General features: G+C 71.1%; 21 protein-coding genes and 1 pseudogene. 3 read left to right on the forward strand and 19 right to left on the reverse strand.

The window, feature by feature from the left end:
* Positions 1-153: 153 nt before the first annotated feature.
* On the forward strand, positions 154-1032 hold the full coding sequence (locus tag LV75_RS12380; RefSeq protein ID WP_253887002.1) for a helix-turn-helix domain-containing protein: 879 nt from the start codon (positions 154-156) through the stop codon (positions 1030-1032).
* Positions 1033-1075: 43 nt separating this feature from the next.
* Here LV75_RS12380 and LV75_RS12385 read toward each other — a convergent pair whose 3' ends face one another.
* The 11 genes from LV75_RS12385 to LV75_RS12435 all read right to left on the reverse strand — a co-directional run bounded on the left by LV75_RS12385 (position 1076) and on the right by LV75_RS12435 (position 13419).
* Positions 1076-1741: a S1 family peptidase gene (locus LV75_RS12385; protein ID WP_253887003.1), complete on the reverse strand. Its 666-nt coding sequence runs from the start codon at positions 1739-1741 to the stop codon at positions 1076-1078.
* 223 nt (positions 1742-1964) lie between these two features.
* A complete protein-coding gene (locus LV75_RS12390) occupies positions 1965-2714 on the reverse strand; it encodes an alpha/beta hydrolase (RefSeq protein WP_253887005.1) in 750 nt (249 codons plus the stop codon).
* Between the two features lies 1 nt (position 2715).
* Entirely contained in the window at positions 2716-3729 is a 1014-nt protein-coding gene (locus tag LV75_RS12395; RefSeq protein WP_253887007.1) for an LLM class flavin-dependent oxidoreductase, read from the reverse strand.
* On the reverse strand, positions 3726-5375 hold the full coding sequence (locus LV75_RS12400; protein WP_253887009.1) for an FAD-dependent oxidoreductase: 1650 nt from the start codon (positions 5373-5375) through the stop codon (positions 3726-3728). Before LV75_RS12400 ends, LV75_RS12395 begins: the two co-directional genes overlap by 4 nt.
* Positions 5376-5479: 104 nt before the next feature.
* Entirely contained in the window at positions 5480-6820 is a 1341-nt protein-coding gene (locus LV75_RS12405) for an NtaA/DmoA family FMN-dependent monooxygenase (protein WP_253887010.1), read from the reverse strand.
* A 13-nt stretch (positions 6821-6833) separates the two neighbouring features.
* Positions 6834-7652, reverse strand: a complete 819-nt coding sequence (locus tag LV75_RS12410) for an ABC transporter ATP-binding protein (RefSeq protein ID WP_253887011.1) — start codon at positions 7650-7652, stop codon at positions 6834-6836.
* Positions 7649-8554 carry an ABC transporter ATP-binding protein gene (locus LV75_RS12415; RefSeq protein ID WP_253887012.1) on the reverse strand — a complete coding sequence of 302 codons (906 nt, stop codon included), beginning with the start codon at positions 8552-8554 and terminating at the stop codon, positions 7649-7651. The genes LV75_RS12410 and LV75_RS12415 overlap by 4 nt, the downstream gene beginning before the upstream one ends.
* The gene (locus tag LV75_RS12420) at positions 8551-9423 is read right to left on the reverse strand and encodes an ABC transporter permease (RefSeq protein ID WP_253887015.1); all 873 of its coding nucleotides are present in this window, start codon (positions 9421-9423) and stop codon (positions 8551-8553) included. Before LV75_RS12420 ends, LV75_RS12415 begins: the two co-directional genes overlap by 4 nt.
* Before the next feature lie 3 nt (positions 9424-9426).
* A complete protein-coding gene (locus LV75_RS12425) occupies positions 9427-10452 on the reverse strand; it encodes an ABC transporter permease (RefSeq protein WP_253887016.1) in 1026 nt (341 codons plus the stop codon).
* Positions 10442-11983, reverse strand: coding sequence for an ABC transporter substrate-binding protein (locus LV75_RS12430; RefSeq protein ID WP_253887017.1), 1542 nt, complete (start codon positions 11981-11983; stop codon positions 10442-10444). Before LV75_RS12430 ends, LV75_RS12425 begins: the two co-directional genes overlap by 11 nt.
* Positions 11984-12033: 50 nt before the next feature.
* On the reverse strand, positions 12034-13419 hold the full coding sequence (locus LV75_RS12435; protein WP_253887018.1) for an LLM class flavin-dependent oxidoreductase: 1386 nt from the start codon (positions 13417-13419) through the stop codon (positions 12034-12036).
* A gap of 335 nt (positions 13420-13754) precedes the next feature.
* Here LV75_RS12435 and LV75_RS12440 point away from each other — a divergent pair, with 335 nt between their 5' ends.
* Positions 13755-14621, forward strand: a complete 867-nt coding sequence (locus LV75_RS12440; RefSeq protein WP_253887019.1) for a LysR substrate-binding domain-containing protein — start codon at positions 13755-13757, stop codon at positions 14619-14621.
* A gap of 186 nt (positions 14622-14807) precedes the next feature.
* Here the strand turns inward: LV75_RS12440 and LV75_RS35870 are convergent.
* The 8 genes and pseudogenes from LV75_RS35870 to LV75_RS12475 form a co-directional block, all read right to left on the reverse strand.
* A pseudogene (locus LV75_RS35870) lies at positions 14808-15102 on the reverse strand (histidine phosphatase family protein); the annotation flags it as partial.
* A 1195-nt stretch (positions 15103-16297) separates the two neighbouring features.
* On the reverse strand, positions 16298-17230 hold the full coding sequence (locus LV75_RS12445) for a GNAT family N-acetyltransferase (RefSeq protein ID WP_253887021.1): 933 nt from the start codon (positions 17228-17230) through the stop codon (positions 16298-16300).
* A 243-nt stretch (positions 17231-17473) separates the two neighbouring features.
* On the reverse strand, positions 17474-20656 hold the full coding sequence (locus LV75_RS12450) for a CHAT domain-containing protein (protein WP_253887022.1): 3183 nt from the start codon (positions 20654-20656) through the stop codon (positions 17474-17476).
* 332 nt (positions 20657-20988) lie between these two features.
* Positions 20989-21609 carry a VOC family protein gene (locus LV75_RS12455; protein ID WP_253887024.1) on the reverse strand — a complete coding sequence of 207 codons (621 nt, stop codon included), beginning with the start codon at positions 21607-21609 and terminating at the stop codon, positions 20989-20991.
* Positions 21610-21682: 73 nt separating this feature from the next.
* Complete coding sequence (locus LV75_RS12460; protein ID WP_253887026.1) at positions 21683-22882, reverse strand: FAD-dependent monooxygenase; 1200 nt, start codon at positions 22880-22882, stop codon at positions 21683-21685.
* 174 nt (positions 22883-23056) lie between these two features.
* The gene (locus LV75_RS12465; RefSeq protein ID WP_253887027.1) at positions 23057-23620 is read right to left on the reverse strand and encodes a TetR/AcrR family transcriptional regulator; all 564 of its coding nucleotides are present in this window, start codon (positions 23618-23620) and stop codon (positions 23057-23059) included.
* 31 nt (positions 23621-23651) lie between these two features.
* Positions 23652-24596, reverse strand: a complete 945-nt coding sequence (locus tag LV75_RS12470; RefSeq protein ID WP_253887028.1) for an NAD-dependent epimerase/dehydratase family protein — start codon at positions 24594-24596, stop codon at positions 23652-23654.
* Between the two features lie 92 nt (positions 24597-24688).
* Positions 24689-25381 (reverse strand): hypothetical protein, encoded by a 693-nt coding sequence (locus LV75_RS12475; protein ID WP_253887029.1) that lies wholly within the window; start codon positions 25379-25381, stop codon positions 24689-24691.
* A gap of 306 nt (positions 25382-25687) precedes the next feature.
* Between LV75_RS12475 and LV75_RS12480 the strand changes: the two genes are divergently transcribed.
* Positions 25688-26332 carry a hypothetical protein gene (locus tag LV75_RS12480; RefSeq protein ID WP_253887030.1) on the forward strand — a complete coding sequence of 215 codons (645 nt, stop codon included), beginning with the start codon at positions 25688-25690 and terminating at the stop codon, positions 26330-26332.
* Positions 26333-26334: the final 2 nt, after the last annotated feature.

Consider the following 26334-nt stretch of genomic DNA (forward strand, 5'->3'; position numbering starts at 1 on the left):
GGTCCGCTCCCGCTGGACGAGGTGACCCACCCGGGTCTGGTACCAACATCATCACCTCGTGCCCCAGTGGCGTTACAGCCCTCGACCGCACAGCGGGTGGTGCTCGTTCGCGTGGGGATTGTCGGAGGTGGGGACCGGTGGCAGGGTGTCCTGATGACCTCGGACGGCGACTTCCACCGGGTGCTGCGGGCGGCGATCGAGCGCAGTGGGTTGGGGTTGGAGCGCATCCGGTACCACCTGTCGCAGCGTGGGTGCCGGGTCAGTGTGGCCACCTTGAGCCATTGGCAGTCCGGCAGGCGGAGGCCGGAGCGGCAGGAGTCGTTGCACGCGGTCGCGGTTCTCGAAGAGGTCTTGGCGGTCCCGGCGGGCGCGCTCGCCGCGGTGCTGGGGCCGCCGAGGTCGCGTGGGCCGCGGCAGCAGCGGCGGGTGGCGGCGGATGTGGTGTGGCCGGGGGAGCCGCAGGTGCCGCCGCTGTTGGGGGAGGTCGACGGGGAGGACGAGTTCCTGGTGCGGCTCAGCCACCAGGACGTGGTGCGGATGGGCGCGGACGGGGCCGAGGTGTCGATGCTGGTGCGGCTGGTGCTGCGGGCGGCGCGGTCCGGGGTGTCGCGGTTGCCGGTGGTGTCGGTGCTCGACGGGCCGCACCCGACGGGGCAGTGGGTGCGGCCGGTGCGGCACTGCGCGGTGGGGGAGACGCGGTACCTGCCGGAGTTCGGGTCGTTGGTGGCCTCGCTGGTGTTCGACCGCGAGCTCGACCGGGGTGAGGTGATCATGGTCGAGTACGAGGTGGTCAACCCGGTCGGGGCGCCGCCTTCGGTGCGGGCGGAACGGAAACTGCGCTTCCCGGTGCGGGAGTACTTCGTGGAGGTCGGTTTCGCGGCCGAACTCGTGCCCGCCCGGTGCCGGTGGCGGATCGTTGACGGGTCGGGCGTCGCGCGCGGTGGCGGGCTGCGGCTGGACAAGGCGAACACCGCGCAGTTCGCCGTCTCCGGTGCGGAGCCCGGCACCTACGCGGTGCACTGGGATTGGTGACCGACCCCGGAGGGCGCACCGGGGCGCGCCCTCCGGGGACAGCTCAGCCAGTGGCGTTCGACAGGATCCACTGGCGGTAGGTGTAGACGTTCACGTGGCCGGACGTGCCCGCGTTGGTGTCACCGTAGGAGTGCACGCCGATCAGCTTGCCGTTCTGGAACACCGGGCCGCCGGAGTCGCCGGGACCGGTGTAGCCGTTGCCCTGGGTGGCGTCGATGAACCCGCTGCTGACCCGGGTGATCCGCATCGTCGCGACCTTGAGGTAGCGCGAGTCGCGGGCCGACTCGGTCCGGCCGAACCCGTAGACCTGTTCGGAACTCCCGACCGAGGGCTGCGTGGTGGTCAGCGCCGCGTACGTGGTGCTCACCGGGCTGTTGAGCTGGTACAGGATGATGTCGGCCGACGGGTGCGAGATCGACCGGACCGCGGTGCGCTGCTGGCCCGCGGTGCGGTCGACGTTGCCGATGTGGAACCGGTTCGCGCTGTTGGCGCAGTGCTTGGCGGTGATCACCCAGCGGGCCGCGATGATCGATCCGGAGCAGTTCTGCTGGCCGTTGACCATGATCGCGACCGCCCACGGGCCGGTTTGCGCGGAGCCGCCGCCGATGATCGCGGGCTGCGCCGGGGACGCGGCGGCCGGGATCGCCGCGCCGGTCAGCGCGACCGCGGCCGCGCCGAGCAGGCCGACGAGTAATTTCTTGGTACGCACGGATTCTCCTAGGAGTCAGGGTGGAAATCGCAGGGTGACTCGATGAATCGCCGCCCGGAGTGGGCGTGTCGCCGACTTTAAGCACGCCGACAACGGCCTCTCAAGCGTGTGAATAGAACAGTTGGCTGAGCGGCATCCGTGTGACCAGCCCGTTTCCGGTCGAATCCGTATAAAGTAAAAAGGCCGCGCCCCCGGGTGGGGGCGCGGCCGAGTGCGGAAGACGTCACCAGGTGCTGGACTCCACGGAGATCACCGGCACCAGCTCGTTGCCCAGCACCTCCAGGAAGCTCACCACCTCAGCGGCGACCGACCGGTGCTGGCGGTCGTTGAGCACGTCGTGGTGCGCGCCGCGCACGACCGACAGCCGGGCCCGCGGCCACGCCTTCACCGCGCTCGTCAAGCCCGCCCGGTCCGCCAGCGGGTCCTCGTCGCCGACGAGGACGAGCCGGGGGACCTCGACCGCAGCGCCCGCGGTGAGGTCGGTCAACGCGTCCGGCAGGGCCACCGCGAGGGCACCGCGCTCGACACCCGAGTCGGCGGTGAGGACCTCGCGGTGCACCGGGCAGGTGGTCCGGACGTCGAGTTCCTCGTCCCAGGTGCCGGTCGCGGCGGTGCCGGGACCGGGGAGCCCGGCCAGGACGGCCGCTTCCGGCCACCAGGGCGCCGTCGTGTCCTGGCGTTCCAGCAGCGCCTCGACCACCGCCGCGCCGGTGTCGGCGCCGAGGAGGACCAGCGGGCGGACGAGCTCGGGCAGCGCGTCCGACAGCTCGGCGGCGAACCGGTCCACTGAGGACTCGACGTCGTCGGTGCCCACCTGCGGGCCGTCGATCACGCGGACCCGGTAGGCCTCGGCGGCCAGGCGGGCACCGAGGCGCGCGTAGCTGGCCCGGGTCTCGCCCCGGCCGGGTACGACGACGACGGTGCCGCGCGTGCGCGCTCCCTCGGGACCGGGAAAGTCGGTGTGCCGACTCACCTCACACTCCTTCCAGCTCGGGTGCGGCCGCGGGCTTCCAGCCCAGGGCCGGGGCGACCTCGGTCGCGATGAGTTCCAGGGCCCGGATCGCCGCGTCCTGATCCGGGATGGCGGGGTTGAACTGCGTGATGAGGTCCGTCGCCACCGGCAGCACCCGTTCCTGGCGCAGCTCCGCGACGATCTCCTCGGGGTGGCCGTAGAACGAGTGGAACCGGCGCAGCGCCTCCTCGACGCCGAGACCGGCGCGGAAACCACCGCGCTCACCGAAGCGCACCGCGGCCCGGTGCACGTCGTCGCCGATCTGCTCCAGCGCGGTCCGCTTGTCCTTGGCCGGGAAGACGAACCGCGACAGCCCGACCCGCGGCGTGCGCGGGGTGTCCCACGCGGCCAGGTACGCGTCGACCCACGGCCGCTGGACCTCGTCGGTGGGCTCCTCGTAGCCGTAGGCGGCGCGGTTGATCAGCAGGTTGGACCCGGCCGCGGCCGCGTACTCCGCGCCCGCACCGCTGAACACGCCCTGCCAGATCCGGTCGGTGAAATCGGCCGCGGGCGGCTGGATGGTGAAGCCGGACGCGCCGACCTCCTCGTTGGCCAGCGCCGCGCGCAGGACCGCCAGGTTCTGCGTGGTCAGCTCGCGCCTGCGCTCGATGTCGCGGCCGAACGCGGCGTACTCCGCCTCGCTGCCACCGCTGCCGATGCCGAGCTCGACGCGCCCGCCGCTGAGGGTGTCCACCACCGAGACGTCCTCGGCCAACCGGATCGGGTCCTCCAGCGGCAGGATGGTGATCGCCGTGCCGAGCCGGATCCGCTTGGTCGTGGCGGCGGCGTGCGCCAGGAACGGCCACGGCGAGGGCAGGCCGCCGCCACCGCCCGCGACGTGGTGCTGGGCGACCCAGCCGATGTCGAAGCCCAGCTCGTCGGCGACGACGAACAGCTCCTGGGCGTTGCGGTAGGTCCGCGCCGCGTCGTGGTCGCGACCCTGCACGTGGGAGAGGAACCCCAATCTGAAGCTCATGCCGGGCTCCCGACGAGTTCGGCGACCCGCACGCCGAGTACCCGGTCGAGCACGGCCGCGGCACCGCCGTCGGGCAGGGCCGTGCCGCGCCAGGCGACGTGCTGGTCGGGGCGGATGAGGACGTTGTCGACCCCGTAGAGCTCGCGCGCCGCGGGGTCGCTCAGGTGGACCACGGTGAACGGCAGCGAGCGCGCGGCGGCCTGGGCCGCGAACTCCTGCTCGACGGCGCGGTCCTCGGTCAGCACGAGCAGCGCGAGGTCGTTGCCGATCCGGTCGTAGAGCGTGCCGCCGTAGGGGTCGACCAGGCCGTTCGGCGCCCGGTGCCCCGGGCGCGGGTCGTCGGTGTACACGTCCGGTCGCCACGGCGGTTCCGCGTCGAGCTGCCCGTCCTCGTACCAGATCACCGGGGAGTCGTCGTAGCGCTCGTCGAAGGTCACCCCGTCGGCACCCGAGCGGCCCGCGCCGATGCGGGCACCGATCTCGGCCCGGCGCCGCTGGGCGTCGGCGCTGTCGTCGGCGTCGTCGGGGACGCCGATCTCGCGAATCTGCGCGAGCGTCGCTTGTCCCCGGCGCGAGCGGTCGAGGGCGTGGTCGGCGATGCGCCAGTTGTGCCTGCGCCGCTCCCGGTCGTAAGAGTCCAAGATGGACTCCGAGGCCCGGCCCGCGAGCACGGCCGCGAGTTTCCAGCCCAGGTTGACCACGTCCCCGAAGCCTTCACCCAGGTTCCCGCCCGGGGTCCGCACGTGCGCGGCGTCGCCCGCGAGCAGCACCCGCCCGGCGCGGAAGTTCTCGGCGATGCGGGTGGCGTGGTAGAAGGTCGTCGCGGACCGCAGTTCCAGGTCCAGCTCGAACCCGAACGCGGCTTGGGCGGTGGCCAGCAGTTCGGCCTCCGACGGTTCGTGCTCGAGCGGGAACGGCCCCGCGTACACCCGCCACTCGCGGGTGCTGACCGCCGCCAGGAAGCCGTCCGCGTTCTGGTTGAACACGATGTTGGTGCCGCTGGGCGCCGGACCGACCCGCGCGGAGATGTCGCCGGTGCGCACGATCAGCCGCAGCCGCTTCTCCGTCGCGCGCTCACCTTCACGCGTGATCCCGGCGAGCGCGCGGACCGTGCTGCTGCCGCCGTCCGCGCCGATCACGTACTTCGCCCGGATCGTGCGGCCACCGACGACCGCGTCCACCCCTTCGGCGTCCTGGCGCAGTTCGGTGAGCGCCACCCCGCCCGACACGCTCACCCCGCGCTGCGCGAGGTGGCGCAGGAACACCTGCTGCAGCGCGCTTTGCGGACGGCGCAGCGCCTCCTCGGCCGAGTGCCGGGCGGCGCCGGTGAACGCCGGGCGCCGGTTGGGCACCAGTTCGTGGCCGACCAGCGAGGTGACCAGGCGGATGCCCTGGTTCCACTCCGGCGGGAACGTCCACTCGTCGCGGATCGACTGCAGCACACCCCAGCGCCGGAAGTGCTCGACCACCCGGGGCGTGTGCCCCATGGCGCCCGCGCGGACCAGGGTGGCGCTCTCGGCCCGGTCGACCACGGCCACCTCGACGCCGCGCCCGCTCAGCTCCAGCGCGGCCGAGAGCCCCACCGGGCCCGCGCCGACGACGAGCACGTCGACCCGCTCCGGCGGTGTGGCGACCGGGAAGCGCACGGTGTGCACGTCGCGGCCGCCCGTCGGTGACGTCGCCGGGGATGCCCCAGTGGATGCCCCAGTGGATGTCGCCGGGGATGTCCCCGGGGGTGCTGTGGTCGCCATCAGGCGTCCACGAGGTCGCGGTCGGCGGCGTAGCGGTTCGCCGGGATCGGCAGCCCGAGGTTGCCGCGCAGCGTGTCCGCCTCGTACTCGGTGCGGAACAGGCCGCGCTCCTGCAGCAGCGGCACCACGCCGTCGACGAACAGCGCCAGGTCGGCGTTGTTGCGGAAAGCCAGGTTGATGCCGTCGAAGGTGCCCGCGGCGAACCACTGCTCGATGGTGTCGGCCACCGTCTTCGGCGCCCCGACGAACGGCGACGTGCGGTGGTCGTTGAACGTCTCCACCACCTGGCGCAGCGTCAGCCCACCGGCCTCGGCCCTGGCGATGATCCGCGCCGCGCCGGTCCGCCCGCCCCGCTCGGCCAGGTGCGCCACGTCCGGGAACGGCGCGTCCGGGTCGTACTGGCTGAAGTCGTGCGCGCCGAACGCCCGGCCGAGCAGGCCGACGTTGCGGTCGAAGTCGTTGTCCTCGGCCAAGATCTCCCTCGCCCGCTGCCGCGCCGCCTCATCGGTGCTGCCGACGACGGGGCCGCCGTGGATGAAGATCTTGATGTGGTCGGGGTCGCGGCCCGCCTCCGCGGTGCGCCGCTTGATGTCGGCGTAGTACGCCTGCGCGTCCTCGAGGGAACCACCCGGGGCGTAGATGCCCTCGGCGACCTGCGCGGCGAGGTTCCTGCCCTCCTCGGACACGCCAGCCTGGAAGATCACCGGGTGCCCCTGCGGCGACCGCGACAGGTTCAGCGGCCCGTCCACGCGGAAGTGCTCGCCGACGTGGTTGAGCGCGTGCAGCTTCGCCGGGTCGAGGAACACGTTGCGCTCCACGTCCGCGGGGAAGGCGTCGTCCTCATAGGAGTCCCACAGGCCGCGGATCACCTGGACCGCCTCCAGCGCGCGGCCGTAGCGGGTCGCGTAGTCGAGGTGCTCCTCCAGGCCGTAGTTGCGGCTGGTCCCGGTGTCGAAGCTGGTCACCACGTTCCACCCGGCGCGGCCGCCGCTGATGTGGTCGAGCGAGCCGAACCGGCGCGCGAGGTTGAACGGCGAGTTGTAGGTGGAGCTCGCGGTCCCGACCAGGCCGATGTTCTTGGTGTGGGTGGCCACCGCCGACAGCAGCGTCAGCGGCTCGAGCCGGTTGAGGTAGTGCGAGGGGTACGTGGCGTTGATGAACTGGCTGTCCACGATGAACAGCGCGTCGAAGAGGGCGTGCTCGGCCGCCTGCGCCTGCTGGATGTAGTAGTTGATGTCGATGCTGGCGTTCTTCGCGATGCTGGGGTCTTTCCACAGGCCGTGGTGGCCGGGACCGCCCACCCCGTAGGGGTGCAGCGCGAGGTGGAGCTTGCGGGTCATCGGGTGTTTCCCTTCACGCGGTGAGCAGCGCTCGCAACGCCTCGCGTTCGGCGCGGCCCGCGGAGGCCGTGCTCAGCGTGGGCGCGGAGCTGATGAGCAGACGGGTGTACGGGTGCTGGGGGGTGACGACGATGTCGCGCGCTGAGCCGACCTCGACCAGTTCTCCTTGGTAGAGCACGGCGATCCGGTCGGCGATCCCGGCGACCGAGCCGAGGTCGTGCGAGATGAACACCAGGGCGATGCCCGCCGCGCGCAGGTCCTTGAGGATCTCCAGGACCTGCACCCGGTTGGCCGCGTCGAGCGCGCTGACCGGCTCGTCGAGGATCACCAGCTTGGGCTCGGTGACCAGTGCCCTGGCGACCGCGACCCGCTGGCGCTGCCCGCCGGAGAGCTCGCCGGGCAGCCGGGGGAGCAGCTCCTCGTCGAGGCGGACCTTGGCCAGGAACGTGCGCGCCTTGGCCTCGGCGGCGGCGCGCGGAACACCTTGGATCAGCAGCGGTTCCACCAACGAGTCCGCAATGGACAGATCGGGGTCCAGGCTGCGCAGCGGGTCTTGGAACACGTACTGCACGACGCCCCGGCGGCGCAGTGAGCGCCACTGCCGCTCCCCGTAGCCGCTGACGTCCTCGCCGTCGATGACGATCCGACCTGCCGACGGGCGCACCAGCCCGAGCACGGCGCGGGCCAGGGTGGACTTGCCGGAGCCGGTCTCGCCGATGAGCCCGACCACCTCCCCGCGCTCGACCGCCAGCGAGGCACCGGCGAGCGCCTGCCTGCGCTGCCGCCGGAGTCCGTAGTGGACGTCGAGGCCGGTGACCTCCAGTACCGTCATGACTGCTCCCGGGTGAGGAACTTCTCCAGGCCGTACTGCTCGTGCTCGCTGATGAGCAGCCGGGTGTAGTCGTGCCGGGGGTGGTAGAGCACCTGCTCGGTCGGCCCCTGCTCGACGACCTCGCCCTCGCGCATCACCAGCACCTCGTCGCACAGCTGCGCGACCACGGCCAGGTCGTGCGAGACGACGACGAGGGCGAGCCCGGCGTTGTCGCGCAGGTCGGCGAGCAGGTCGAGGATCTCGGCCTGCACGGTCACGTCCAGCGCGGTCGTGGCCTCGTCGGCGATGAGCACCCGGGGGTCGGCGGCGATCGCGGCCGCGATGAGCACCCGCTGCAGCATCCCGCCGGAGAGCTCGTAGGTGTACTGGGTGTAGACCAGTTCCGGGTCGCGCAGGTGCACCGCGGCGAGCAGCTCGACCGCTCGCCGCCGCGCCTCGCGCCGCTTGGCGCCCTTCTTGACCCGGATGACCTCGGCGATCTGCGGCCCGACCTGGATCGACGGGTTCAGGTAGGACGCCGGGTCCTGGAACACCGCGCTGATGGTCGAGCCGCGCATGGCGGTCAGCTGCCGCGGTTCCAGCGTGGCGACGTCCTCGCCCGCCACGTGGATGGTGCCCGCGGACACCTCGAAGTGCGGCGGGAGGATGCCCAGCACCGCCCGGCAGGTCAGCGTCTTGCCGCTGCCCGACTCGCCGACGATGCCGACGACCTTGCCCGGGGTGAGCTCGAAGCTGACCCCCTTGACGATCTCCCGGTCGTCCACCTGGCTGCGGATGCGCACGTCGCGGACCGCGAGCACCGGCTCGGCGGTGGTGGCTGCCGCACCGGTCTCCGGGCTCTCGGTGGGGCCGGTCTCGGTGGGATCGGTCCCGGTCAGGGTGGACTTGGCGAGGGTGGTCATGCCGTACCTCCGGCGGCGAGCTGGTTGGCCTTGGCCTTGCGGGTGTTGACCAGGGCGCGGCCCGACTCGCCGGACACGTCGCGGATGGCGTCGGCGAGCAGGTTGCTCGCCCACACCGTCGCCATGATCAGCAGCGCAGGTACGAACGGCGCCGACGGCCGGTAGTCGAGGTAGCCCAGGTCGGAGGCGAGCAGACCGCCCCAGGTCGGCTCCGGCGGCTGCACGCCGATGCCCAGGAACGACAGGCTGGAGACGATGATGAAGCCGACGCCGAGCGTCTGGGCGAGCGCGACCGCGATGGGCGGCAGCACCTTCGCCCACACGTGCCTGCGGATGACCCAGCCGAGCGAGGCGCCCGAGATCAGCGCCGCCTCGACGTACTGCGACCGGGCCACCGCCAGCGTCGCCGCCCGCGACACCCGGTAGAACAGCGGCGACACGAGCACCCCGGTGACCAGCATCGCCTGCGTGATGCCGTTGCCCAGCAGCGCCGTCACGGCCACCGCGAACAGCAGGAACGGCAGGGCGATGAGCGTGTCGGCGATCCGCAGCGTCAACCACTCGAACACCCGGCCCAGGTAGACCGACAGGATGCCGGGCACCGCCCCGACGACCAGCGCCATCAGGGTGACCTCCAGCGCCCCGACGACGCTGACCCGGGAGCCGTCCAGCAGCCTGCTGAACACGTCGCGGCCCAGGTAGTCGGTGCCCAGCCAGTGCGCGGCCGAGGGGCCGGTGAGCGAGTTGTCGCTGGTCGCCAGCGGGTCCTGGGGCGCGAGCAGCGGTCCCAGGATCGCCAGCAGGGCGATGGCCAGCAGGATCCCCACGGCGAGGCGGCCGGAGGCGAGCGAGAGCACACGGCGGACCACGTGTCACACCCCTCGTTGCGAGGCGGGGGTTACCCGGCCGAGGACGATGTTGATGAGCAGGTTGAAGGTCACGACCATGGCGACCGACACCACGAGCACCCCCTGCACCGCGGGCACGTCACCGGCCTGCGCGGAGTCGTTGGCGAAGCGGCCGAAGCCCTGCAGGCCGAAGATCCACTCGGTGACCACGGCGGCGCCGACCAGCGACGGGAACTTGATCCCCAGCGTGGCCAGGGCCGGGCCCATGCCGTTGCGCAGCACGTGCCGGAAGAAGATCCGGCGCGGGCTCAGGCCGCGCACCAGCGCCCCGACGACGTAGTTCTCCCGGTAGGCCGACACCAGCCCGGTGCGCAGCTGCCTGGCCACGTCGGCGACCACGTCGAAGCTCAGCGCCAGCGCGGGCAGGATCACGTGCGCCAGCCAGAGGCCGACGCCGCCCTCCTCGAGGGGCACGTAGCCGCCGGAGGGCAGCAGGTCCAGCCCGACCGCGAAGATCTCCACCAGCACGATGCCGACCACGAACGCGGGCATCACCGAGATCACCGTGACGAACCCGGTGATCGCCCGGTCCAGCAGGGTGCCGGGGCGCAGCGCGGCGGTGGTGCCGAGCACGAACCCCAGCACGGTGCCCAGCACCAGCGCCAGGATCGCCACCGACAGGCTCACCCCGAGGCCGAGCCCGATCAGCGTGGAGATGTCGGCGCCGTTGACCCAGCTCGTCCCGAGCTGCCCGTGCAGCACGTCGGTGAACCAGTCCCAGTACTGCACCAGGAACGGCCGGTCCAGGCCCCACTGGCTCTCGATGTTGGCGATCGCCTCGGTGGTGGCGCTCTCGCCGAGCTGGATCCGCGCGGGGGAGAGCCCGCTGAGGGCGCGCAGGGCGAAGGTCACGAAGGTGGCCACGAAGAACACCGGGATGAAGATCGCGACCGACCGGCCGAAGATGGCCAGCACGCGCACGGTGGACCGGCGGGCCCTGCTCGCGCGGACCGCGCGAGCAGGGGCCGGTATCGCCAGGTCAGCGGCCACTGATCCGCACACCCGTCCAGTCGATGTGCGCCGGGTTGGCGGGCAGCGCCGAGATCGACTTGCTCTTGGCGAGCAGGTTGGGCGCCGAGTAGGTGAACACCAGCGCCCTGCTCTCCAGGCCCGCGCGGGTGGCGGCCCGCAATGCCTCCGGGTACTCCGGCGCGTCCAGCGGCGTCTGCCGGACCTTGGCCACCGCGGCCTCGAAGCCCTCGGGCTGGTAGGGCGTGCTGAGGTTGAGCGGGCCGTTCGGGCCGAAGTGCGCGGTCAGCGTCTGCACGGCGGAGTCGCGGCCGGTGGTGCCGTAGACCGACACCGTGAGCTCCTTGGCGAAGAACGGCTTCGACCAGTTCTTGTCGACCTTGATGGTCAGCGTGATGCCGATCGCGGCGAACTGCGACTGGATGATCTCCGCGGCGGGCGTCGCGTCCGGGATCACCAGGTCGAGCTTGATGTCACCGGGCTTGAAACCGGCCTCGGCCAGCAGCTGCTTGGCCTTCTCCGGGTCGTAGGGCCAGCGGTTCTTCGAGGCGGGGTCGTAGGCGATGTACTTCTCCGGGAACGGCTGGTCGGTCGCCTCGCCCAGGCCGAAGGTCAGCTTGTCGACGAACTCCTTGCGGTTGACCGCGTGCCGCACCGCGTCGACGACCTTGGGGTTGTTGAACGGCGCCTTGTTGACGTTGAGGCTGATGTTGGCGGCGTTGAAGCCCGGCTGCACGAACACGTCGAGCCCGGCCTTCTTGGCCGCGTCCGCCTGGGCGGGGGCCAGGTCGGCGAAGTTGTAGACGCCGGTCTGCAGGCCGGAGACGATCGTCGAGGCGTCCGGGGCGGACACCAGTTCCACGTTGTCGATGTGGATGTTCGCCGCGTCCCAGTAGTCCGGGTTCTTCTTCAGCACCACCTTGGTGCCCGGCACCAGCTGCGTGACCACGAACGGGCCCGCGCCGACCGGGGTCTGGTCCAGCTTCGCCGGGTCCTGCGCCGCCTTGGGGCTGGCCACCTGCAGCACCCGCTGGCCGAGCAGCTGCGGGATCTGGTGGTCGACCTGGCTCAGCTTGACCACGACGTCCTGGCCGCTGGCGGTGACCTCCTTGATGGAGGTGAGGTCGCCGAAGAGCGCGGAGTTCTTCTGCGTCTTCGCCCGCTCGATGGCCGCCTTGACCGCGGTGCCGTCGACCGGCTCGCCGTCGGAGAACTTCAGCCCGGACCGGACGTGGAAGGTGACCTGGTCACCCGCGGTGTTGTACTCCCACTTCTCGGCGAGGTCGGGTACCGCCTTGCCGTTCTCGTCGGTTCTCGTCAGCGACGCGTAGACCAGCGACAGCAATCTGAACTGGGCACCGCTACCGCTGACCACGGGATCCCAGTGCGTGGGGAAGTACGACGACGCCCACTTGAGCGTGGTGGGGCCGGACGCGGCCGCGGACGCGCCGCTGCCGCTGCCGCACGCGGTGAGGGTGGACGCCAAGGTCGCCGTGACGGCGAGAGCGAGGGTGGCGCCGCGCAGACGGCGGGCGGTGGTGCGCACGGACATGTCCTGTCTTTCTCTCAGCGGGGAGGGGGAACTCACGGGGTTCACGGGGCCTACGGAACGAGGGCGGGCTGGTCGGTCGGCTCGGGCTGCTCGGCCTGTGCCTGTGCCTGCTCGCGGGCCGCGGTGTGCCGGTTCGGCGGGATCGGGAGGCCGAGGTTGCCGCGCAGGGTGCTCGACTCGTACTCGCTGCGGACCACGCCGCGCTCGCGCAGGATCGGCAGCACCCTGTCGGTGAAGAGGGCGAACTCGCTCGGCGCGTTGACCACGATGTTGAGGCCGTCGAGACCGCCCTGCTCGAACCAGAGCTGGATGGTGTCGGCGACGGTCTCGGGCGAGCCGACGAACGGCGAGCGGCCAGCGGCGCTGAGGTGCTCGACGACCTGGCGCAGGGTGAAGGCGTTGTCCTTGGCCAGCTTGGTGATGCCCTCGGCCTGGGTGCGGAAGCTGCGCTCGCCGAGGTGGGCGACGTCGGGGAACGGGGCGTCCAGGTCGTACTGGGTGAAGTCGTGCCAGCCGAACGGGCGGCCCAGCTCCTTGAGCGCGCGCTCGAAGCTCTTGGCGCCGAGGCGGGCGTCCTCCTTGGCCCTGGCCTCCTCGTCGGTGTCGGCGATGACCAGGCCGATGCCGGGCAGGATCAGCACGTGTTCGGGGTTCCTGCCCTTGGCCGCGGCGCGCTCGCGCAGCTCCGTGCGGAACGCCTGCGCCTTCTCCAGCGTGGGGGCGTGTGTGAAGATCACCTCGGCGATCGCGGCACCCAGGTCGCGGCCCTCGTCGGAGTCGCCCGCCTGGAAGATCACCGGCTGGCCCTGCGCCGAGCGCTCCAGGTTGAGCGGGCCGACCACCGAGAAGTGCTCGCCCTTGTGGTTGAGCGCGTGCTGCTTGGTCGGGTCGAAGAAGGTGTTGGACTCCCGGTCGCGGGGGAAGGCGTCGGCCTCGTAGGAGTCCCACAGGCCCTGGGCGACCTGGACGTGTTCGAGCGCGCGGCTGTAGCGGGTGGCGTAGTCGTAGTGCTCGTCGCGGCTGTAGTTACCGGCTGTGCCCGCGTCGCCACTGGTCACCACGTTCCAGCCCGCCCGGCCGCCGCTGATGTGGTCGAGCGAGTACAGGCGGCGGGCCAGGTTGAACGGTTCGTTGTAGGAGGTGGTCGCCGTCCCGACCAGACCGATGTGTCTGGTGTGGACCGCCAGCGCGGACAGCAGGGTCAGCGGCTCCAGGCGGCTGAGGTAGTGGTGGGGGGAGTTCTCGGTGATGAACTGGCTGTCCACGATGAACACCAGGTCGAACTTCGCCGCCTCGGCCTCCTTGGCGCGGGCGATGTACCAGTCGACGTCCACACTGGCGTTGGCCGGGATCTCGGCGTTGAGCCAGGTGTTGTGCTGGCCGGGGCCGCCGACCCCGAGTAGTACGGCGCCCAGTTTCAGGGTGCGACGGGACATGGTGATCCGTTCTCGTGTGGGCAGGCTGAAGGCACGCCCCGCGGGTGGGGGCGTCATGGTGGGGCGTCATGGTGCGGTGGTGGCCGCGCGGCCCCGATCGGGGCGGCGGCGTGGCGGACTGGAGCCGCGGGTGACCGACTAGTGGCTGGGCGAACAGATCGCGGTGCCGCAGCGGGCGTTGTCCAGCCAACGGCGGCAGGTGAGCAGGAGGCTCATCGCGGCAGTCGGCTGGTTCATGGCACCGAGCATGACCGCTGCGCACAAGGGTGTCCAACGATGTTTCATGATGCGGATACATCGCGATCGGTGATGGTTGCTCGGGTAGCTTCGCGACCATGGAGAAGGTGATGGACATCGTGCCGCTGCGCAGCCTGGTCGCGGTGGCCGACCGCGGCGGCTTCCAGCGCGCCGCCACGTACCTCCACCTGAGCCAGGCCGCGGTCAGCCAGCACGTGCGCAGGCTCGAGGCCGCCACCGGCAGGCGCTTGGTCGAACGCGACGGCAGGCGCTCGCGCTTCACCGCAGACGGCAACCGGTTGCTCGGCTACGCCAGGCAGATCCTCGCCCTGCACGACGAATCCCTGCGCGGCTTCGGCGTCGAGGCCGAGGCGGCGGTGGCGATCGGCTCGACCGAACACGCCGCGGCGCAGTTGCTGCCGCCGCTGACCGCCGCGCTGGAGGCGTGCCTACCCGATCACCGCGTCCGCTACCGCCTCGACCGCGGCACGGCCCTGCGCGAGGCCCTCAGCACCGGCCGCCTCGACCTGGCCCTGCTGCTCGGCGCGACCGACGACCCCCGCGCCACCCCGGTCGGTGAGCTCGAACTCACCTGGTACTCCGCCCCCACCTGGACCCGCCCCGACGGCCGAGTCCCCCTCGTCGCGTTCGACAGTCCGTGCGCGCTGCGCACCAGCGCGCTGGAAACCCTCGCCGCCCACAACATCCCGGCTGAGATCGGCGCCGAGGCCAACCAGCTTGCCGGGGTCCACGCCGCCACCACCGCGGGCCTCGGCGTGGCCGTCCTCGCCACCTTCGGCACCACCCCCGAAGGCCTCATCCCCCGAGACGACCTCCCACCCCTGGCCCCCCTCCCGCTCTACATCTGGCACCGCCAAGGCCTCGACGCCGAGGTCTCCGACCACGCCATCACCTCCATGCGCCAACTGCTGCTCACCCCGACCGACCTCGCCAAGGGAGCGTGATCGAGGTCCTGCTCGTCTTCGAAGTTGCCGTCGTCGAACTGGAGGCGGTAGATGGCGGGCATCGGCATTCCTTGGCTGTACAGCCAATCCGCGCCCGCCAGGACACGGGAGATGAAGGTGGCTCGTGCCGTTCGGACACTCTTGCGCGAGTGAGGTGAGTGCCGCGGTCGCTCTGCGGGTGAGCTGGGTGAGGCTCTCCCCGGCTGGCCGCGCAAGGTCGGGAGTTCGTTCAAGGCCGGAGTCCCATTCCCGCAACCTCTCCTCGACCCGGATCGGCAAACCCACACTCCGCGCGAACGGCTCAACGGTCTGGATCGCTCGCAGGTATGGACTGGAGGGGTGATATCTCTGCCAACTGGTCGACGAGGAGCGAAGCCTGAGCCATTCCCGTCGCGGACAACGGGCGGTGGTGGTCGTCGGGTCCGCCTGCGCGCGGAACAACCGCTTCGGCGTGGCGGACGAGGACGATCTTGGTGGGCATGGGTTGAGTATCAGGCGCTCGGGTCGCTGCTGGGGGTCGTTTGGGCCTCTAGGTGCGGGCGCGCCCTGCGGTGGTTGGTTATCCACAACGTGCTCGGGTGTCCACAGGTCCTGCTCGCTGCTCCTGGTTTGTCGGTGCCGCTCGGTAGGCTGTAAATCGGGGGCTCTTGTGGCAGATGATCTTGTTGTGCTGGTTGTGTTTGTCCACAACGGTTCTGGTTGTCCACAGGGCGCTGGTCGTTGCTCCCGGTTTGTCGGTGCGCGTCGGTAAGCTGTGTATTTGGGGGCTTTCGATCAGGTTGATCTTGGCGTAGGCCGGGTTGGGAGTGCGGGGCAAGAACTTCGGCGCCTCCGCCTTCGGCTCCGGTGGACGGCCTCGTCGCCTGGCGGCGACCTCGGCGCCCGATCCGCGACAATGCGTGCAGCTCGATGGGGCGAACTTGTTTTGCGCGGGGCCCCTACAACACCCGACGCAGAACCGCAAAGCAGGGGCCCAAAAGCAGGCCCTGCCGCGCGGAAACGCTACGGGTGTTGTCCCCCCACGCAAAACAAGTCCGCCCCATCGAGCAGGCCTGGCACCAGCGACTCCGACTGCGCGGGGCTGGGTAGGTGGGTTGGGGCGGACCTGGCGGGGGGCGGGTTGGCACCGCTGGGTCCGAGTGTCCAGGTGCTGGGTAGGTGGGCTGAGGCGGACCTGACGGAAGCCGGTCTGGCACCGGGACTTCCGAGTGTCCACGGGTTGGCACTGTGGGTTGGGGCGGACCTGGCGGGGGCGAGTTGGCACCGCTGCTTCCGGGTGTCCGGTGGCAGGGCTGGCTCGGTGGGTCGGGATGGTGCCAACGGGTTCCGAGTGTCCAGGGGCTGGCTAGGCGGGTTGGGGTCGGATCTGACGGGGGCTGGGTTGGCACCGCTGCTTCCGAGTGTCCGGTGGCCGGGTGCCAGGGCTGGCTCGGTGGGCTGGGATGGCACCGAAGCGTCCTAGGTTCCAAGGGCTGGCCGGGAGGGGCTGGCGGAGGTCGGGGTGATACCGGTGGTTCTTGATGTCCGGTGGCCAGAGTTGGGTCGGGATCCTCGGGGGCTCCCAAGATCGAACCTGCCGGTACGGCGATGGCTGGTTGTGGGGCGAACCAGGGGTGTTCGGCCGCTGAAGGCGAAGCGGGTTGGCAGGGGAGTGTCCTGCCAACCCGCAGACCGGGCTATTGCCAGGTCATGGTGATCTGGTGCTCGAAGGTGGCGTAGCCCGCCTTCGCGAAAGCGGCCGCCATGGGGATGTTGCCGAGGTCGGTTGCGGCTCGGATCCGGGGGACGTTCTGGGCGGCCAGTAGCCGGGTGCCCGCGTTGAGCAGGTCGTGGATGTGGCCTTGGCCGCGGTGGGCCGGGACCACGCCGATGTAGGCGATGACCGGGTTGTAGCCGTTGTGCGCGGGGATCACGAAGCCGACCGGGGCGCCGGTGGGGAGGGTTGCGATCTGCCACCACTCGCGCGGGCTGGCGTAGTTCTCGAGTTCGTCCTCGTACTGCTCCCGCGCCGCCTCGCGGGCGGAGAGGCGGGTCAGGTCTTCGCGGCTGTGGGCGTCGAGGGTGCCGTCCAGGACGAGGGTCATGAGGTCGATCAGGTCGTCCGGGTCCCGGACCGGCCGGAAGGTGAGTCGTCCGGTGGGCTCGGGGATCGGTGTGCCGGGGCGCCACTCCAGCCGCAGTCGTTCGACGAGCAGCTTCGCGCCCGCGCGTTCGAGGACGGCCATCCGGTCGTCGACGGCTTGGCGGGTGAGTGGGTAGTCGCGCCAGCCGGTGGGGAGGTGTCGGCTGTAGGCGGGCGGTGTGGTGCCCGCGGGGACGACGGTCGGGAGGGCGGCTTCGAGCAACCGCAGGCCCGCCTCCGCGTCGCCGTCGACGTCGAAGATGTCGATCAGCAGCGGGTGCCGGTCGCCGGGGCGCGACCACCAGCCCGCCCGGGCCACCACGCGACCACCGCGCAGCGCCACCCACAACCACTCCGGCCGCCGCCGCCGGGCCGCCAGGTCGTTGCCGATCTCGTCGTTGAGGACGTAGGGGAATCCGTTGAACAGGTCCAACTCGTCAGGCCCGCTGATCGGGCGCAGGGTCAGGTCGGGGTCGTGCAGAGTCAAGGCAATCTCCATCGGAGGCGCCCAGCCCTCTCCGGTTCAGCGCGACTGGCTTCCCCGGGAGGACACGAGCGCGGTGTGCACTGCGTACATGGCTCAGTCCTCCTTCCTCGTAGGTCCGGCCGCCAGGTTTACCGGGCACGTCCCCCGCACCGCAACTCGATATCCGGAGTCACGGGTTCCCGACCAGCTGGGTCGCCCATGCTGTCGTGCACGTCCGCCAGACAGTCCCGCGTCCGCCATGGGTCAGGGGCCGCTGTGGATGAGGGTTGCCCAGAGGTCTGGTCGGTCCGGTTCGGCGGTGCGTAGGGCGAGGGTTGTCTTGTGCAGCACCGTGGCGGCGTTTGTGGGGGTGGGGCCAAGGGTGTCGTAGAAGGTGTGGGCGGCTGTGGCGGCTAGGTGGTCGTTGAGGGGCCAGAGGGTCGCGATCACGTGGCGGAACCCGGCCAGGTGGAAGGTTGAGGCGAGGTGGAGGGCCTCGTCGGCGTGGCGGCCGCTGTTGTGGGCGGTGGAACAGGCTGAGAGGTAGGCGAGTTCGGCCTCGGGGAGGCGGAGGGCGCCGATGTCGGGCAGCCCCAGGAGGCCGTCGTGGAGCCATAGGCCGCCGTTGGCGGGGGAGAGGAGGTCGGCGGTCGCGTGGCAGGCGAAGTGCGCCCAGGTGGCCTTGTGCAGGGCCGCCAGCACCCGGTCGGCGGTCGCGGACTCGTCGGTCAGGGCGGTTCCGGCGTGCACAGCGTGCAGGCCCGCGGCTTCCTTCGCGGCGCCGGGAAGGTCTGTGTGGCCTGGGGTGCGGGTCATCGTGACGACGAGTTGTCGGCGGGGTGCCGCTGGGCCGCGGGTCTGGAGGACGTTCAAGGTGGGCGCGTACGACGAGACCACCGCGTCCAGGACGCCCGGTTGACCCGGATGGCCCGCCGCGTGCAAGGGGAACACGCTGAGGTAGCCGATCGGCATCCACCAGATCCGCGAAACGCCCACCGCCGCCAGCACCGGGGCCGCGATGCTGTCCCACAGCCAGCCGAGGACGTCCTGGAGCACGCGGGTGCGCCGCCGCAGGGCGGCGAACGTGGTCAGTTCCTCGAGCGTGACCTCGCCGAGCTCAAGGGCCCACCGCGGCACCTCCTCGTGGCGCAGACCGGGCAACTCGACGATGACGGGCTCCGCGTCGGCGCGGATGATCACGGCGTCGCTGCGGTACCGGTCGGCGTTGACCAGCACGAGCGCGCTGCCCGCGGGCAGCCCGTCGAGCCCGGCGTGACGAGTGCCCGCCTGCGTGGACAGCAGCACCCCGCGGCCGAGGCCCGCCGCCCGCACCGCGCCCACCGCGTCCCCCACGGCGCAGTGCGCGGCGATCGCGGCGCTGACCAGCCCGGTGTGTTCGCTGACGCGCAGTTGCTGGTCCGCCCACCCGGCGTGCCCCGGCGCGACGGTCGGCAGCAGGGCGATGGCCGCGTCCAGCGCGGCGACCGCGAGCTCGTGCGCGCCCGAGACGAGCGCGAGCGACCCGACCGCGTGCCGCCCCCACACCTGGTCCACCGGGATCGCGTCGCCCTCGACCTCCCCGGCGAGCTCCCGCAGCCGCTCCCCGCTGACCCCCGGCCCGCCGCGCACCAGCCGGTCGCGGTAGGCGGCGGCCAGGTTGGCGACCACCCGCACGCGTCCCGACCGTCCCGGCGGGTACTCGGCGACGGCCTGTTCGTGCAGGTCGACCGCGCGGTCGAGGTCCACGCGCGCGTTGTCGGCCACCACGCTGTTCTGGGTGTACGCGCTGGCGAGGTTGCCCAGCCACGCCCCGCGGTCCGGGTGCTTCTCGGGCGTGACGGAGATGGCCAGTTCACCGAGTTCGATCGCCCGAGCCAGGTAGTCCTCCCCGAGCCCGACGTCGTGGCCGACCTGGTAGGCGATGGCGAGCTTGGCGCACCGGTCGCCGAGGCCGGGGTCGAGCCTGCTCACCGGGGCGATGGACGCCTCACCGTGGTCCAGCGCGAGCCCGAGGTCGGCGAGGTCGTGCGTGCTGGTGAAGCGCAGTTGGTACGCGTTGCCCAGGAACGACGCCCAGTTCCGGCGGCTGTCCGCTGTGCCTTCGCCGGAATCGAGCAAGGCGCCGAACTCGGCGATCGAATGGTTTAAGTCGGCGAGCACGCCCTGGTACTGGAAACGGGCGAGGTGCGCGCCCGCCACGGCCGCCCGCAACCGCGGGTGGTCTGCGCCGCTGTCGAGCGCGGCGGCACCGAGGTCGATCGCGCGGTCGAGATCGCGGGTGGTCCCGTTGAGCTCTGGTGTCCTAACGAGACGGTGGCGCTCCTGGAGTGCGCCGATGAGGGCGGTGAGCGCGCGCGGGTTGGTGGGTGCGAGGGCCACGGCCTGTTCGCTCAAGTCGAGCGCGCGGTCGAGCCCGTCCGGGAACAGTCCCGCGGTGTAACCGTCTTGGTGCAACTGGACGACGTCGACCAGGAACCCCACCCGCGAGCGGTCGTCGTGGGGTAGCACCACCAGGCACCGCTCACCCAACTCCACCGCGCGCTTGAGGTCATCGGTCGCACTGTCGCGCTGGTAGCGGCCGTGCAGGGCGGCGGCGAGCGCGAACAGCGCCGAGGCCATCCCCTTCGGCGTACCGGGCCGCCCCGCGACGGCCTGCTCGCCCGTCGCGATCGCCCGGGTCAGCGCCGTTGGGTCGCTGTCCACCCTGTGCAGTCCGAGGTAGGCGCGAGACACCTCGGTCAGCCAGCCCGCCCGCTCGGGACCCGGACCGAACAGCCCCGCGATCTCTTCCAGGAGGTCGATCGTGCGCAGGACGTCGGCACGCTCGCCTTGGTCGAGATAGCGGTTCCAGTACGCGGTGGAGAGGTTGAACCGGGGCCCGACCGGGTCGATGTCGTGCAGCTGCGGCAATCGCACGGCCCGCTCACCCGCGGCGATCGACAACCGCAGGTCTTCGGCGTCACCGTCGCGCTCGAACCGGCTGCTGTAGGCCAGGCAGAGGTTGGACAAGCCGTTGAGCAGATCGGGATCGTCCGCTGGCAGCGTCGCCATCGCCGGAACGAGCAGTGCGATGCCCGCATCGAGCAGTTCGGGGTTGGGCGCGCGCTTCGAGTGCATCAAGAACTGGGACCCGAAGCTCACCTGGGCGTCGACGTCCCCGTCTGTGTGGAGCAACGTCCGCAACGAGGTCGGTAAGAGGTCTGTCGAGGTGGCGTAGGGGAGGAAGCACACCACCGCGCGGGCCAACTCGACCAGCCGCCGGTCCTCCCCGCTGACGCTGTGTCGGACCAGGTGGAACTTCCCGAGCCGCATCCGCGCGAGAATCGTGTCCTTGTTCGTGTCCCGCGGATCGTGCGCACTGAGGCGCTCCCACAGCTCCTCGGCGATCCGCCGCGTGTCCGGCGCGTCAAGCCCGGCGACATCTTCCTCGTCGAAGAAGGCGTCCACGCGTTGCTTCAGGTGTCTCCCCAAGATGTCCAAGTAGGACTACTCGCCTTTCCGCTGGACTCGCCGAAGTCGCGCCGTACCTCAGGGCACCGTGACGGAGCTCAGCCACGGTGACCCCGGGTCGGGAGGCTAGCGCGCGGGCGGGGAATCCACGGCCAACAGACTGGACAGGTCTGGATCTCGTCGGATACTCGCGGCAGGTCCGTCCTCCGGGAGTTCGCCACCCACCGGCGGGGTGGCGTCGACGGGGGTGGTGTCGCGGTTTGTGGGTGGGTCCGCGAGGTCCCGGGCAAGGGCCGCGACGATGCCCGGGACGGGGGACAGGCACATCGTCAGGACCGGGCGGTCAGCACGGCGGGCTCCCAGGCGAACCCGTCCGGGTCGGTGAACGGGCCGCCGCTGATGGTGATCCGGTGCGACCCGGTGCCGTCGGGGGCGACGCCCGCGTCCTTGGCCAGGGCCTTGCGCCGGTACAGGGCCAGCTTGACCGGGCTGCTCCCGGAGTCGAACTCGACGTACATCCGGGCGAAGCTCTTGCCCACGGTGAGGCCCTGCTCCACGTAGAACCGCTTGCTCGCGACGATGTCCGCGACACCCAGCAGCAGCACGATGTTCTCGACCCGCCCGGTCGCGGGCCCGGTGTCCTTCTTGGCGGATGTCGCGACCTTCCAGATCGTCCCGTCCGGAGCCTGCACTACCCCGCCGTAGCCCCACATCGACTTGGCGGCGGGCTTGACCACCGTGGCACCGGCCGCCGCGGCGGCGTCGACCAAGGCGTGCACGTCGGCGGGCTGGGCCACCATGAGCGACAGGGTGAACCCGCGGAAGCCGGTGCTCGGCCCCTGCGCCGCCCGCACCCGGACCAGGTCGCCCAGCCCGAAGGCGGCGGCGTAGAAGCGCTCGGCGGCCGCGGTGTCGGCCGCCTCGATGGTGATGTTGTTGATTGAGGTCATGCCGATAACGCTAGAACCGAGCCCCTGACCGGTGCTTCTCCATTCGTGACCGGTCCGCTGGCAGCTCGGTGGCCTACGGCTTGGCCCCGGAGTCCGGCAGCCCCGCGTAGTCGGGCAGTTCGACGCCGTTGATCGCGCGCCCGACCAGTTCCATGAACCAGTCGCCCGCGAAGTCCGGCATCGGCTCGGCCTCCGGCCCGGGGACGGCGCGGCTGCGCGCGTTCAGCCTGCCGATCTCCTGGTTGGCCTCGACGAACGAGCGCATCCGCGCCTCGTAGCCCGCGAACCCGGCGTCGGGGTCCCACCCGGCGGCGGCCAGCTCACCGGCCAGCAGGTAGGCGCCGACCAGGGCCAACCCGGTGCCCTGCCCGGACATCGGCGACGAGCTGAACGCCGCGTCGCCGAGCAGCGCCACCCGTCCGCTCGACCAGCGGTCCATCACCACCTGGGCGACCTGGTCGAGGTAGAAGTCCGGGGTGTCGTCCAGGTGCGCGAGGATGCCCGGGGTCAACCAGCCCAGGCCCGCCACCCGCTCCCGCAGCAGCGCCTTTTGGGCCGCGACGTCGCGGTAGTCGACGTCGAAGTCGGCCGAGGGGAAGTAGAACATCGCCATCGCCCGGGTGGCGTCCTGGATCGGGCGCAGGAGGGCCGAGCGCCCGGTGGCCTGGTCCTGGTACTCGAGCAGCCAGCGGTCCAGCCCGAACTCGTTGGGCACGCTGTAGAAGGCCAGCACCTGCCCGAGGTGGCGGAGGAACCGCTCGTGCGGCCCGAAGACCATCGCCCGCAGCCCCGAGTGCAGCCCGTCCGCGCCGACCACCAGGTCGAAGCGCCGCCGGTCGCCGCTGGCGAAGGTCACGTCGACCCCGGCCGCGTCCTGGGTGAGTTCGGCGATCCGGTCGCCGAAGACGTACTCGACGCCGTCGCGGGTGTCGTCGTAGAGCACCCGGGACAGGTCCCCGCGCAGGATCTCGATGTCCGCGATGAACCCGTCGCCACCGTCGTCGTCGGCGCGGAAGGTCTCCAGCACCTGCCCGTCGGCGTCCACGGAGTACGCGCCCTCGGTGTCGGTGCACGCCGCGCGCACCGCCGCGTCCAGCCCCATGCGCTCGATGACGTCCTTGGCCACCCCGCGCGCGTCCACCGCCTGCCCGCCGGGGCGCAGCTCGGGGGCCCGCTCCACCACGGTCACCTCGGCTCCCCGCCGCCGCAACCAGTGGGCCAGCGCGGGCCCCGCGATGCTCGCCCCCGCCACCAACACCCTGATACCGCTCACCGAGCCCCCTGCTCACCCGTCCGGATCTCGGCCCGGATCCTACGGTGGTCCACTGACCAGCCAGCTACCGGCGAATCCGGCTCGCCGTGCAGGACACCACCGTCAACCACACGGCACAACACGGATGCCCCGTTTTGAGCGATTCCTCCCGCGACGAGCCGGAGACCGGGGCGGTCAGTAGTGCCGGATGCCGGTGAGCAGGATGCGCGCCCACGGCGCGTCGACCTCGTCGGCCCGGATCGCGGTGAGGGTGTTGCACAGGAACCCCCGGGCGACGAAGTGCTGGACGGCCTCGTCGGAGGCGCCGGAGACGGCCCGCACGTACTCGACCTCGCGGGCGTAGGAGGCGCGGATCGCGTCGCGGATGGCGGGCTCGCTGGCCGCGCAGGTGGCCTGCATGAGGACCAGCAGCAGGTCCCGGTCGACGATCAGCCGCGCGTAGGCCTCGCCGAGGGCCTCGAGCACGGTCCCCGGGTCGCTGCCCGTCGCCTTCGCCGCGGCGTCGGCGAAGGCCTCCCGCATGCGCACCGAGCAGTACTCGATCACGGCGACGAACAGGGACTCCTTGTCCGGGAACAGCCGGTACACGTAGGCCTGCGAGATGCCCGCCGCCTTGGCGACCTCGGCCGTCGTGGTCCCGTAGTAGCCGCGGGCGGCGAACGTGCCGATGGCGGTGCGCAACACCACCTCGCGGCGTTCCGCCGCCGTGGAGAGCTGCCTGCTCGTCGAACGCGCCATGTGACTAATCATTCACTCACCCGCCACCATGTCAAGCGACCAGCCCCCGGTACCAGTCGAGGGTGGCGTCGAGCCCGAGCTCGATCGGCGTCGGGCGCAGCCCGAACGCGTCGTCGATCGCCCGGCAGTCCAAGACCTGGGGCTCGAGGTACTGGTAGAACAGCTCGGCGTACTCGCGCATGATCGTCTCGTCGAACGGCCCCCACGCGTGCTCGATCGGGGCGGCCAGGACGTCCTGGCCGAGTTCGCGGCCGAGTCGTTGCCCGATGAGGGTGTGCACCTCGCGGGTCGTGCGGTCGGAGGTGGTGGGCACGTGCCAGACCCGGCCGAGCGCCTCCTGGTGCGCCCCGAGCGTGGCGAGCGCGGTGGCGACGTCACCGATGTAGCTGTAGGCGTGCGGCAGGTCGATGTCGCCGAGCGCGTAGACCGGATGTCCTTGCAGGGCAGGGAAGAACACCGCACCGCCGAGCGCCGAGTTGACCACCCGCGGGCCGTAGAAGTCCGCGGAGCGGGCGATGGTCACCTGGGCCTCGCCGTCGGTGTGGGCCCGCAGGTACTCCTCGGCGATCTCGGCGCGCAACCGTCCCTTGTGGGCAGTGGCGCGGTTCGGGGTCTGCTCGGTCATCGGCGCACCACCGGTGGGGCCGTACATGTAGAGCGTGTCGGTGACCACGAGCCGGGCCCCGCTGCTCTTGGCCCCGGCGAGGAAACCGGCCTGCAGCTTCGGGAGCAGCTCACCCCAGTACTGGTAGGGGGCGTGCGCGCAGTGGTAGATCACCGCGGCGTCCGCGCAGACCTCGCGCATGGCATCGGGGTCGGTGGCGTCGGCGGCCACGAGTTCGGTCCCCGGCGGGACCGGGGCGGACCCGCTGCGGTTGACCGCGCGGACCCGGTGCCCGCGCGCCAGCAACTCGTCGACCAGCGTGAGCCCGGCCGGGCCGGTGCCGAACACGACGTGCGGTTTCGAGGTGGTCATGGGGTGTCCTTCCAGCGGCGGAGTGATAGGAGTAATTAACCACTCACACTTTGCCGGTGTCAACCGGCTCGGTGGGTCCGCTGAGGGAACGCTCAGCAGGCGGGGATGTCGCCGTTGTGGCCGAGGGGCTCGAGGAAGCCGAGGTAGAAGTAGGCGGTGGTGGGCTGGTCGCGTTCGGAGAGGCCGCGGGTGATGCCGGCGTCGAGGTGGCGCCAGTGGGCCTTGACCCACTTCGGGCCGACGTTGTTGGTCTCCTTGAGGGCCTGCGGGGTGAAGTCGCTGGTGGCGACGCAGTCGGCCCAGACGATGTCGAGGTTGCCCGCGTTGCCGACCCGGGCGGCCTCGATGGTCGGGGTGGTGCGGGCGAACAGGCCGAGCGCGCCGGTGTCGACGACGGCGTAGGCCCACGGGCCGGGTTCGGCAGGCGGCCGGTTGGCCTCGGGGCGGGCGCGCAGTTCGGCCCTGACCCCGGTGTCGTCGGCATCGGCCGCCTGCTCCGGGTGGGACCTGGCCTGTTCGAGGATCTGGCAGGAGGCGCCCGCGCCGACGACACCGCACTGGCTGGGGCTGTTGCCGGTGCCGCCGCTGTTGACGCCGCTGTCGCCCTGCGCGACGCCCTCGGCCGGTGGGTCCGGCGTGGCGATGATCAAGCCCACCGCGGTGCACAGCGCCGCGAACACCGCGACGGCGATCATCCACCGGTTGATCCGCCACGTTTTGATCGTGGCCTCGTGCGCCTCGCCTTCGCGATTCGTGCCGGACGGGGCGGGGTCGGGATCGGCCATGTCGACTCCAGGGGGTGCGCGGTTTTCCCGATCTTCTCGCCCGAGGGGCAGAAGATTACGCCCGTGCGCGGACTGCCCCCGTGATTCCGCCCACGAATGAATTAATTCAGAAATCGGCCTCGCAAGAATGCGACACGGGCTCGCGGGGTTGCGGTGGCCGGATCGGGATATGCGTCCGGGCGATGTCGACTTTGTCGGCCTCGGGTGCTTCGCCTGGGTCGTCTCGCGTGGGCGAGATAGTTGACGGGTGAGAGGTTCGGCAATGAGAAGATCTTCTTGTTCGGGGATTGTGCTACCTTCCGCGGAATGCGCATAGGTTCGATATCCGGTCGCGCGAAGACCGCATTCGCCAGGACGCTCGCGGCGTTCATTTCCGTGCTGGCGCTTTCCCTTGTCGGTTCCCCCGGGGTCGCCCAGGCGGCCGACTCCGGCGCCGGGCGGGGGTGCGAGTGCGCGACCCCGTCGATCGACCGGTTCCAGCAGTGGCTCGCCTCCGGTGAGGGGACGACGGTCCCGGCGACCGGGAGCCTGCTCGTGCGGGAGGGTCGCGGCCACGTCGCCAAGATCGACTTCGTGAACGCCGAGTGGCACGTGTTCGTCGTCTGGCTGGGCAACAAGTTCGAGGCGCAGGCCGACCTCACCAGGTCGTCCGGTTTCTGGATGACCTACAGCGCCACCGACGACCTCTACGTGCAACTCCGCCCGGCGTCCCAGTGGAGCGGTGGCGACAAATGGCTGACGCTCGTGCCGTCGACCCGCGGCAAGGTTGTCCGGAAGTTCTTCCCGTTCACACCGGACAAGTGGACCTGGCTGCCTGAATTGGGCAAGCCGTCGCACACTTTCGCTTCGGCGCTGAGTGAGGCGCGCGGATTTGTTTTCGTCGGCAAGACGGCCAACAAACTCAAGTTCGAAGGTCTTCGCATCGACCGGTACCAGCCGCCCTGCGTGTGAAA

Origin of the sequence: Actinokineospora diospyrosa (assembly GCF_024171925.1) — a bacterium.
GTDB lineage: Bacteria > Actinomycetota > Actinomycetes > Mycobacteriales > Pseudonocardiaceae > Actinokineospora > Actinokineospora diospyrosa.

Coding starts and splice junctions, on each gene's coding strand:
- LV75_RS12465 (WP_253887027.1), bottom strand. CDS start 23,620: ATGGCGCGTTCGACGAGCAGGCAGCTCTCCACGGCGGCGGAACGCCGC.
- LV75_RS12430 (WP_253887017.1), bottom strand. CDS start 11,983: ATGTCCGTGCGCACCACCGCCCGCCGTCTGCGCGGCGCCACCCTCGCT.
- LV75_RS12455 (WP_253887024.1), bottom strand. CDS start 21,609: ATGACCTCAATCAACAACATCACCATCGAGGCGGCCGACACCGCGGCC.
- LV75_RS12470 (WP_253887028.1), bottom strand. CDS start 24,596: ATGACCACCTCGAAACCGCACGTCGTGTTCGGCACCGGCCCGGCCGGG.
- LV75_RS12405 (WP_253887010.1), bottom strand. CDS start 6,820: ATGACCCGCAAGCTCCACCTCGCGCTGCACCCCTACGGGGTGGGCGGT.
- LV75_RS12415 (WP_253887012.1), bottom strand. CDS start 8,554: ATGACCACCCTCGCCAAGTCCACCCTGACCGGGACCGATCCCACCGAG.
- LV75_RS12440 (WP_253887019.1), top strand. CDS start 13,755: ATGGAGAAGGTGATGGACATCGTGCCGCTGCGCAGCCTGGTCGCGGTG.
- LV75_RS12480 (WP_253887030.1), top strand. CDS start 25,688: ATGCGCATAGGTTCGATATCCGGTCGCGCGAAGACCGCATTCGCCAGG.
- LV75_RS12475 (WP_253887029.1), bottom strand. CDS start 25,381: ATGGCCGATCCCGACCCCGCCCCGTCCGGCACGAATCGCGAAGGCGAG.
- LV75_RS12435 (WP_253887018.1), bottom strand. CDS start 13,419: ATGTCCCGTCGCACCCTGAAACTGGGCGCCGTACTACTCGGGGTCGGC.
- LV75_RS12395 (WP_253887007.1), bottom strand. CDS start 3,729: ATGAGCTTCAGATTGGGGTTCCTCTCCCACGTGCAGGGTCGCGACCAC.
- LV75_RS12410 (WP_253887011.1), bottom strand. CDS start 7,652: ATGACGGTACTGGAGGTCACCGGCCTCGACGTCCACTACGGACTCCGG.
- LV75_RS12380 (WP_253887002.1), top strand. CDS start 154: ATGACCTCGGACGGCGACTTCCACCGGGTGCTGCGGGCGGCGATCGAG.